Raw genomic sequence first — 8681 nt, 5'->3', positions numbered from 1 at the left:
ACGGCGGGCACATCGGAGCGGTCGAGCACCACCAGGAGAGCAACGAGGCGTACTTCGCGCACACCGCGGGCCTGCGCGGGGTGGGCCGGGATCGCGGGCACCTCGGAGCCGATCGAGCCGGCTCCGGCCTGGACGGTGATGATCGCGGTGCCGACGTCGACCGTCTGGCCCTCGTCAACGAGCACGTCGACCACGGTGCCGCTGAACGGCGAGGGGAGCTCGACGAGCGACTTGGCGGTCTCGATCTCGACGAGGACCTGGTTGACGGCCACCTCGTCGCCGACCTTGACCTTCCAGGCCACGATCTCGGCCTCGGTGAGGCCCTCGCCGACGTCGGGGAGGAGGAACTGCTCTGTCATCGGGGGGACTCCTGTGGGCTCGTGCGGGCGGATGTCGCGCGCGTCAGTACGCGAGCGAGCGGTCGACGGCCTCGAGCACGCGGTCGACGTCGGGGAGGAAGAGCTTCTCGACCTTGGCGGGCGGGAAGGGGGTGTCGAAGCCGGCGACCCGGAGGACCGGCGCCTCCAGCGAGAAGAAGGCGCGCTCGGTGACGGTCGCCGCGATCTCGGAGCCGAGGCTCACGTTCGCGGACGCCTCCTGCGCGACGACGAGCCGACCGGTCCTGCGGACCGACGCGAGCAGCGGCTCCCAGTCGATCGGGGAGAGTGAGCGCAGGTCGACGACCTCGACGCTCGTGCCCTCCTCGCCGGCGAGCTCGGCGGCCTGGAGGAGGACGGCGACCATCGGGCCCCAGCCGACCAGCGTGACCTCGGTGCCCGGGCGGACGACGCGGCTGGCGTGCAGCGGCGCGGCGGATCCGCTGAGGTCGACGTCGCCCTTGGGCCAGTAGCGGCTCTTGGGCTCGAAGAACATGACGGGGTCGTCCGAGGCGATGGCCTCCTGGATCATCCAGTAGGCGTCGTTGGGAGTCGACGGGCTGACCGCGCGCAGGCCCGCGGTGTGCGCGAAGTACGCCTCGTTGCTCTCCTGGTGGTGCTCGACCGCTCCGATGTGCCCGCCGTAGGGCACGCGGATGACGACGGGCATGGTGATCGCGCCCTCGTGGCGGTTGGTCATCTTGGCCAGCTGCGAGGTGATCTGGTCGAACGCCGGGTAGATGAACCCGTCGAACTGGATCTCGCAGACCGGGCGGAAGCCGCGCATCGCGAGCCCGATCGCAGTGCCGACGATGCCGGACTCGGCGAGCGGCGTGTCGAGCACGCGCTTCGCCCCGAACTCGGCGTGCAGGCCCTCGGTGATGCGGAAGACGCCGCCCAGGGGGCCGATGTCCTCGCCCATCAGGAGGACGCGGTCGTCCTGCGTCATCGCGCGGCGGAGGCCGGCGTTGAGCGCCTTGGCCATGGACATGGACTCGAGCTGCGACCCGGTGAGGGGCGGCTGCGCGGCCGTCGTGCTGGTGTCGATCGTCATCACTCGCCTCCGAACGATTCTTCGTAGCGCTGCAGCCACGCCTTCTGCTCCTCGACGAGCACGTGCGGCTCCGAGTAGACGTGGTCGAACATGACGCCCGTGGGTGGGACCTCGAGGGCGAGGAGGCGGCGGCGGATGTCGGACGCGAAGTCCTTCGCCTCCTCGTCGACCTCGTCGAAGAAGGACTGCTCCACGCCCTCGCTCCGCAGGAACGCGGCGAAGCGGGTGATCGGGTCCTTCGCGACCCACGAGGCGAGCTCGTCGTCGGTGCGGTACTTCGTCGGGTCGTCGCTCGAGGTGTGCGCGCCGATCCGGTAGGTCAGCGCCTCGATGAACTGGGGACCGCCGCCGGAGCGCGCGTCCTGCAGGTGCTTGGCGGTGACCGCGTAGCTCGCGAGCACGTCGTTGCCGTCGATCTGCACGCCGGGGATGCCGAAGCCGGAGGAGCGGAGGTAGAGGGGGCTGCGCGACTGCGTGGCCACGGGGACAGAGATCGCGTAGTGGTTGTTCTGGAGGAAGAAGACCTCGGGAGCCTGGTAGCTCGCGGCGAAGACCATCGCCTCGCTGACGTCGCCCTGGCTGGAGGCGCCGTCGCCGAAGTAGACGACGACGGCCGCGTCCTTCTCGGGGTCGCCCGTGCCGGTCGCTCCGTCGAAGGTGAGGCCCATCGCGTAGCCGGTCGCGTGCAGGGCCTGCGAGCCGAGCACCAGCGTGTAGAGGTGGAAGTTCCCGTTCGTCGGGTCGGTCGGGTCCCAGCCCCCGTGCGTCGTGCCGCGCAGGAGCGCGAGGACGCCGAGCAGGTCGATGCCGCGGATCTTGCCGACGACGTGCTCGCGGTAGGAGGGGAACACGTGGTCCTGCGGGCGCATCGCGAACGCGGAGCCGACCTGCGCCGCCTCCTGGCCGTGGCTCGGGACCCACAGTCCGAGCTGGCCCTGGCGCTGCAGGTTCGCGGCCTCGGTGTCGAAGCGGCGGACCACCGCCATCTCGCGGTAGAAGGAGCGGTGCTGCGCCTCGTCCACCCCGTCGAGGTAGGAGGCGTACTGCTCGGCCGCGGGGGTCGGCGAGAACCGCCCGTCCGCGGAGAGGAACTGGACAGTCGGCGACTCCGTGCTGGTGGCTACCACCCGACTAACCTATCCGTCTCGCGGGGTGGCCCTCGGGGAGGGAAGCCACAATCTCGGCCGCCGCGCTGAGGAGCTTGTCGACAGAGCGCGCCTCGCCGACGGAGACGCGGATCCCCTCCGGCGGGAACGCGCGGACCACGACCCCGGCGCGCTCGAAGACCTCGGCGGCCCGCGCCGTGTCCTCGCGGGTGTCGAACCAGAGGAAGTTCGCCTGCGACTCCGGGATCGTCCAGCCCTGGTCGAGCAGCGCCCGCCAGAGGTCGTCGCGGAGGCGGGTGATGCGGTGGACGCGCTCGAGGAGCTCCTCGCGGTGCTCGAGGGAGGCGACCGCCGCGGTCTCGGCGAACCGGGTGACCGAGAGCGGGATGGCGGTGGAGCGGGCGGCGTCGAGGATCCGCGCGTGGCCGATCGCGTAGCCGACGCGGAGGCCGGCGAGGCCGTACGCCTTGGAGAAGGTGCGGGCGATCACGAGGTTCGGGTAGCGGCCGAGCAGGCGGGTGCCGTCCACGGCCCGCTCGTCGTCGACGAACTCGGCGTACGCCTCGTCGAGGAGCACGAGGACGTCTCCCGGGACGCGCTCGAGGAGCGCCTCGACGTCGTCGGCGGTCGCGACGGTGCCGGTGGGGTTGTTGGGGCTGCAGACGATCAGCAGGCGGGTGCGCTCGGTGACGGCCTGGGCCATGGCGTCGAGGTCGTGGGTGTCGTCGGCGCGCAGCGGCACGCGCACGCTGGTGGCGCCCGCGGTCGTGACGAGCGAGGGGTAGGCCTCGAACGAGCGCCAGGCGTAGACGACCTCGTCGCCCGGGCCCGCCGCCGCGGTGATGAGCTGGGCGATGACCGCGACGGAGCCGGCTCCGACGATCACCTCCTCGATCGGGACGCCGTACTCCGCGGCGAGCGCTGTGCGCAGGGCGGTCGCCGCCGCGTCCGGGTACCGGTTGAAGTCGTCCACCTCGCGGACCCGCGCGAGCACGGAGGGCAGCGGGTCGAACGGGTTCTCGTTGGAGGAGAGCTTGAAGGCGTCGGCGGCGGCCGCGCGGCCCTGCTTGTAGGCGGGGAGCGCCAGGATCTCGGGGCGGAGGCGGACGGGAGGCTCCTGCTGGTCGGTCACCCGCCCCATGCTAGGCGGCGCGGCGGCGGGCGCCCCGCCGTTCCGCGCGCGCCGTCCCCCGCCCTCGACGGGTGTGCGCCGGGCCCCCTTCCCACCGGTCGAGCGCCGTGGGTGCGGCCCGGAGGTGCGGCCGACCCGGGTCTCGGATGCGCGAACCGCCCCGCTGACCGGCGCCCACGGCGGCCGTCCCCCGATTAGGGTGCAGTGATGCGGAGTCGAGGGCGAGCCGAGCGGCGCGGGGGTGCGCGCCCGCTCCTCCGGGGCGCCACGGCCGCGATCGCCCTGCTCGTCGCCGCCGGCGCGCTCACCGGATGCACGCCCTCCGCGGAGGGCACGCAGGCGACCCCGACTCTCCGCGAGACGTCCATCGACGTCGCCGCGCCTCCGGCCTACACCGCCGCGCGCGAGGCCGGCCTCGCGCTGCGGGACGACTCGCTCGCGCTCCTCACCGCGACCGACGGCACCGTCGCGGGCGCGGCCCGCACCGATCTGCTGGTGGCGATCGGATCCCTGAACGCAGCCCTCGAGGGAGTCTCGGCCGACGCCATCACCACCGCGACGACCGCGGCCGGGGAGCAGCGGACGGCGCTGGCCGAGCGCGTGCTCGGCCTCGCCACGTCGACCCTCGCCTCCGGTCGCGGATCGACGTCCCGGCGGGCGGTGCTGACCGACGCGGTCGAGCAGCTCCGGAGCGCCCTCGCCTCGGGAGCCGCGGTCGCTTCGCTGGCCGTCGCCGTGATCGAGGCCCGCGAGCCGCTCGTCCCGGAGCCGGGCAGCGGATTCGCTCCTCCCCCGCGCCCCGCGCCTCCCGCAGCTCCCCGGCCGACCACGGCGCCCGCGCCCACCCAGGAGCCGACGCCCGATCCCCCGGCTCCGGAGCCGGCACCCGCGCCCGCCCCCGAGCCGACCGAGGCCCCGCAGCCGACGGCGGAGCCCCTGCCGCAGCCCGAGCCCACCGCGGTGCTCCCTCCGCGGACCTGCGCCGACGACCCCCGCCTCTGCACTCCTGCGCCCGAGCCGACCATCGGCGGGCCCCTCACCTGAGCCCCGGCTCGCGGCCCGCCCCGCCTGCGGGGATAGTGGAGGCATGAGCAGACTCCTCCTCGGCCTCCTGACCAACGCCGTCGCGATCTGGCTCACGACCCTGGTCGTGGCGGGCGTGCGCGTGGACCCGTACGAGGAGGGCCCCGCAGCGGCGGTCCTCACGTACCTGCTGGTGGCGGTGATCTTCGGCGTCGTCAACGCCGTCGTCGGCGGAGTGGTGCGGGTGGTCGCGTTCCCCCTGTACGTGCTGACGCTCGGCCTGGTCTCGTTCCTCGTCAACGGCCTCCTGCTGCTCCTGACCGCCTGGATCAGCGGCCTCTTCGGCTTCGGCCTCGTCGTGGACGGCTTCTGGTGGGGCGTGCTCGGCGCCCTCGTGCTCGCCCTGGTGAACTGGTTCATCGGCCTGCTCCTGCGCCCCTTCCTCCGCCGCCGTCAGGACTGACACCGCGGGCTCGGCAGTCAGCATCGGCCGCGCCGCCGCCGCCCGGGAGGCGTCGCGCGCCATCGGTGGACGACGGCCGCGATCGGCCTGCTGTGGAGGAGCCGCGGTGCGCCATGATGGGCGGGTGACCCCCGACTCCCCTGCGCCCTCGGCCTTCGCCGTGTGCTTCGTCTGCACCGGCAACATCTGCCGGTCGCCGATGGCCGAGGTGGTGCTGCGCTCCCTGGCGGAGCAGGCGGGGCTCGGCTCCACGATCGAGATCAGCTCGGCCGGCACCGGCGAATGGCACCTCGGCGAGCACGCCGACAGCCGCGCCCTCGCGGCGCTGGAGCGTCACGGCTTCGACGGGGGCCGCCACCGCGCCCAGCTCTTCGACCCGTCCCGCTTCGCCGAGTTCGACCTGGTCGTCGCGCTCGACCACGGGCACGAGCGCGCGCTGCGCTCCTGGGCGCGCACCGAGGTCGACCGGCAGAAGATCCGCCGCCTGCTCGACTTCGAGCCCGGCCTCTCCCCGCAGGGCGACGTCCCCGACCCCTACTATTCCGATGCGGCGGCGTTCGACTCGGTGCTCGCGCTCATCGAGCGCGCCTGCCGGGCCCTCTTCGCCCAGATCGAACCAGGACTGCGCGGCAACCGCTCGGTCCGCCCCGACTCCACCGACGCGCGCGCCGCCCTCGCGCAGGACACCTGAGAACCGGAAGGCACCACCGCATGACCTCGCTCCCCACCCAGCCGCTGAGCCCCCTCGACGGTCGCTACAGCGGTGCCGTCTCGTCGCTCGGCGAGTACCTCTCGGAGGCGGGGCTGAACCGCGCGCGGGTGCACGTCGAGGTCGAGTGGCTGCTGGCGCTGACCGACCGCCGCCTCTTCGGCTCCGAGCCCGTCGACGCGGCGACCGCCGAGGAGCTGCGCCGCCGCGCCCGCGACTTCGGCCAGCCCGAGATCGACGAGCTGGCGACCCTCGAGGCCCGCACCCGCCACGACGTGAAGGCCGTGGAGTACCTCGTCCGCCAGTGGCTCGAGGAGCTGGGCCTGCAGCGCATCGCCGAGCTCACCCACTTCGCCGCCACCAGCGAGGACATCAACAACCTCTCCTACGCGATCGTGGTCCGCCAGGCCGTCGGCGAGATCTGGCTGCCGAAGCTGCGCTCGGTCGTCGCGTCGCTCCGGGAGCTGGCCGTCCGCTACCGCGACGAGTCGATGCTCAGCCGCACCCACGGCCAGCCCGCGACCCCGACCACGATGGGCAAGGAGTTCGCCGTCTACGCGTACCGGCTCGAGCGGGTCGTCGCGCAGATCGAGGCGACGGAGTACCTGGGCAAGTTCAGCGGAGCGACGGGCACGTTCGCCGCGCACCTCGCCGCCGACCCCGGCACCGACTGGCCCGCCCTCGCGGAGGAGTTCGTCACCTCCCTCGGCCTCGTCTTCAACCCGCTGACCACCCAGATCGAGTCGCACGACTGGCAGGCCGAGCTCTACGGCAGGGCCGCGCACGCGAACCGCATCCTGCACAACATCTGCACCGATGTCTGGACCTACATCTCGCTCGGCTACTTCCGGCAGATCCCCCAGGCCGGGGCGACCGGCTCGTCCACGATGCCGCACAAGATCAACCCGATCCGCTTCGAGAACGCCGAGGCGAACCTCGAGCTCTCCAGCGCCCTGCTCGACTCGCTCGCGCAGACCCTGGTCACCTCGCGCCTCCAGCGCGACCTCACCGACTCGACCACGCAGCGCAACATCGGCGTCGCGTTCGGCCACTCCCTCCTCGCCCTCGACAACATCGCCCGCGGCCTGCTCGAGATCGACCTCGACCCGACCGCCCTCGCCGCCGACCTCGACGGCAACTGGGAGGTGCTGGCCGAGGCGATCCAGACGGTGATCCGCGCAGAGGTGGCGGCCGGCCGCTCCTCGATCACCGACCCGTACGCGCTGCTGAAGGACCTGACCCGCGGCAAGCGCCTCGGTGCCGACGACCTCGCCGTCTTCGTGCAGGGTCTCGACATCGGCGACGCGGCGAAGGAGCGCCTGCTGGCGCTGACGCCGGGCGGCTACACGGGCCTCGCCTCGTCGCTGGTCGACCGCCTGAGCTGATCCGCCGGGCAGCGAGCGCGCGGGTGCCGCCGTCCTCGAGAGCGAGCACTCCGACTCCTGCGTGCTCGCGGCGGCGCGGTCGACGGCGGCGCGATGTCGGGGGTCGCACCTAGCGTCGGCGGCATGTCAGCGTGCGCGATCGGAGGGTGCGCCTCCTCGGCCGAGACGGGCGCCCCCCTCGCGCTCTGCGCGGCGCACCTCGAGCTCGCGCACGACTGGGTCGCCCGCGAGGACGGCGTGATCGACGCCCTGCCCTCGCCGTGCGCGGCGTGCGGGTCCCGCCTGGGCGTCCGGCTCCCCTCCGCCTGGCTCTGCGCCGCCTGCGAGTGGCGGCTCGGCGATGCTCCCGACGGCGAGCTCCCGCCGCCCCGGGTCGACGTCGTCTACTACATCCGCTTCGGCGAGCGGATCAAGATCGGCACCAGCGGCAATCCCCGGCAGCGCCTCCACCGGCTCCGGCACGAGGAGCTCCTCGCGTTCGAGCGCGGCGGGCGAGCACTCGAGCAGCACCGGCACGCCCAGTTCGCCGACGAGCGCCTGGAGCGCACCGAGTGGTTCGCGCGCAGCCCCGCGCTCGACGCCCACATCGAGACCGTGCGCGCCGGGGAGCCCGACCCCTGGGCCCTGCACCGCCGCTGGCGCAGCGAGGCGCTGGCCCTGCGGCTCTGACGCGTCGGCTGCGAGCGGGCGGCTGCGACTCGACCGCTCCGACTCGCCGGCTCCCACTCGACGGTTCCCGCTCGCCGGCACTGCATCCACGGGTCCCGCTCCGCCGAGCCGGACACCGGGACGGAGCGCCGGGGAGGGCGCGCCGGGGACGGGTCCCCCGAGGACCGTCCCGCAGCCGCCGCACGACGCGCTCAGCGCCCCCAGGCGTCGACGAGCAGCGGACCACGGACATCGCGGAGCCGGTCGACCAGACGGTCCGCCAGCGCGGCCGTGACTCCCGTGGCGACCAGGTCGTGGGGGCCGAGCGGCAGCAGCTTCCCCGTGCGGATGCGCACCACCTCCCACCCGGCGGAGCGGAGCGCGCGGTCCTTCCGCCGGTCGGCCTCCTCGCGGTGCCCGACGTGCTCGAGTCCGTGACGGCCGGTGGAGTCGTACTCGATCGCGACGCGCAGCTCGCCGAGCACCAGGTCGGGCCACGCCTCGCAGTGCTCGAAGAACGGCCGCTTCAGACGGACCGCCGTGTGCGCCGGGTCGAAGACGAGCCGCTCGGCGAGGAGAGCCCGGAGCCGCGCCTCGACGGCGGAGGCGGGAGGAGGCGCGCACCGGCTCGCGAAGGGCTCGCCGACGGGGAGGTCCGGCGTCTTCGGGCACACGCGGGCGGGCCGGGCTCGGGAGCGCGCCGGGCGGGCGGCGCAGAGCCAGGCGGAGGGGAGCCGGACGCCCAGGCGGGACCCGCACGCCGCGCACGGCGAGGGCAGGGCGT

At 73.8% G+C, this 8681-nt stretch carries 9 protein-coding genes and 1 pseudogene; 5 read left to right on the top strand and 5 right to left on the bottom strand.

The window, feature by feature from the left end; all coding sequences use genetic code 11:
- The 4 genes from C5C36_RS17015 to hisC all read right to left on the bottom strand — a co-directional run.
- A partial coding sequence (locus tag C5C36_RS17015) for a biotin/lipoyl-containing protein (protein WP_308470911.1) occupies positions 1-359 on the bottom strand: 359 nt, incomplete at its 3' end.
- A gap of 43 nt (positions 360-402) precedes the next feature.
- The gene (locus C5C36_RS17010) at positions 403-1368 is read right to left on the bottom strand and encodes an alpha-ketoacid dehydrogenase subunit beta (protein WP_181028888.1); all 966 of its coding nucleotides are present in this window, start codon (positions 1366-1368) and stop codon (positions 403-405) included.
- A gap of 62 nt (positions 1369-1430) precedes the next feature.
- Positions 1431-2558, bottom strand: coding sequence for a thiamine pyrophosphate-dependent dehydrogenase E1 component subunit alpha (locus tag C5C36_RS17005; RefSeq protein WP_104247992.1), 1128 nt, complete (start codon positions 2556-2558; stop codon positions 1431-1433).
- 4 nt (positions 2559-2562) lie between these two features.
- Positions 2563-3678 carry a histidinol-phosphate transaminase gene (hisC, locus tag C5C36_RS17000; protein ID WP_104226632.1) on the bottom strand — a complete coding sequence of 372 codons (1116 nt, stop codon included), beginning with the start codon at positions 3676-3678 and terminating at the stop codon, positions 2563-2565.
- Between the two features lie 198 nt (positions 3679-3876).
- Here hisC and C5C36_RS16995 point away from each other — a divergent pair, with 198 nt between their 5' ends.
- The 5 genes from C5C36_RS16995 to C5C36_RS16975 all read left to right on the top strand — a co-directional run bounded on the left by C5C36_RS16995 (position 3877) and on the right by C5C36_RS16975 (position 7918).
- Entirely contained in the window at positions 3877-4713 is an 837-nt protein-coding gene (locus tag C5C36_RS16995; RefSeq protein WP_146085366.1) for a hypothetical protein, read from the top strand.
- A 43-nt stretch (positions 4714-4756) separates the two neighbouring features.
- Positions 4757-5155, top strand: coding sequence for a phage holin family protein (locus tag C5C36_RS16990; protein ID WP_104225199.1), 399 nt, complete (start codon positions 4757-4759; stop codon positions 5153-5155).
- Between the two features lie 124 nt (positions 5156-5279).
- Complete coding sequence (locus C5C36_RS16985) at positions 5280-5846, top strand: low molecular weight protein-tyrosine-phosphatase (RefSeq protein WP_181127746.1); 567 nt, start codon at positions 5280-5282, stop codon at positions 5844-5846.
- Between the two features lie 20 nt (positions 5847-5866).
- Positions 5867-7249, top strand: coding sequence for an adenylosuccinate lyase (purB, locus tag C5C36_RS16980; protein WP_104225198.1), 1383 nt, complete (start codon positions 5867-5869; stop codon positions 7247-7249).
- 123 nt (positions 7250-7372) lie between these two features.
- Entirely contained in the window at positions 7373-7918 is a 546-nt protein-coding gene (locus C5C36_RS16975) for a GIY-YIG nuclease family protein (protein ID WP_104233549.1), read from the top strand.
- Between the two features lie 191 nt (positions 7919-8109).
- Here the strand turns inward: C5C36_RS16975 and C5C36_RS16970 are convergent.
- Positions 8110-8681, bottom strand: a pseudogene (locus C5C36_RS16970) (endonuclease domain-containing protein); the annotation flags it as partial.

It is taken from the genome of Rathayibacter sp. AY1G1 (assembly GCF_002932095.1).
In the GTDB taxonomy this organism is placed as follows: domain Bacteria; phylum Actinomycetota; class Actinomycetes; order Actinomycetales; family Microbacteriaceae; genus Rathayibacter.
This window is presented reverse-complemented; position numbering and strand designations above follow the sequence as displayed.

What these genes read in the sequence shown, in the direction of transcription:
- C5C36_RS17010 (WP_181028888.1), bottom strand. Translation starts at nt 1,368, where the DNA reads ATGTCCATGGCCAAGGCGCTCAACGCCGGCCTCCGCCGCGCGATGACG.
- C5C36_RS16995 (WP_146085366.1), top strand. Translation starts at nt 3,877, where the DNA reads ATGCGGAGTCGAGGGCGAGCCGAGCGGCGCGGGGGTGCGCGCCCGCTC.
- C5C36_RS16975 (WP_104233549.1), top strand. Translation starts at nt 7,373, where the DNA reads ATGTCAGCGTGCGCGATCGGAGGGTGCGCCTCCTCGGCCGAGACGGGC.
- hisC (WP_104226632.1), bottom strand. Translation starts at nt 3,678, where the DNA reads ATGGGGCGGGTGACCGACCAGCAGGAGCCTCCCGTCCGCCTCCGCCCC.
- C5C36_RS16990 (WP_104225199.1), top strand. Translation starts at nt 4,757, where the DNA reads ATGAGCAGACTCCTCCTCGGCCTCCTGACCAACGCCGTCGCGATCTGG.
- purB (WP_104225198.1), top strand. Translation starts at nt 5,867, where the DNA reads ATGACCTCGCTCCCCACCCAGCCGCTGAGCCCCCTCGACGGTCGCTAC.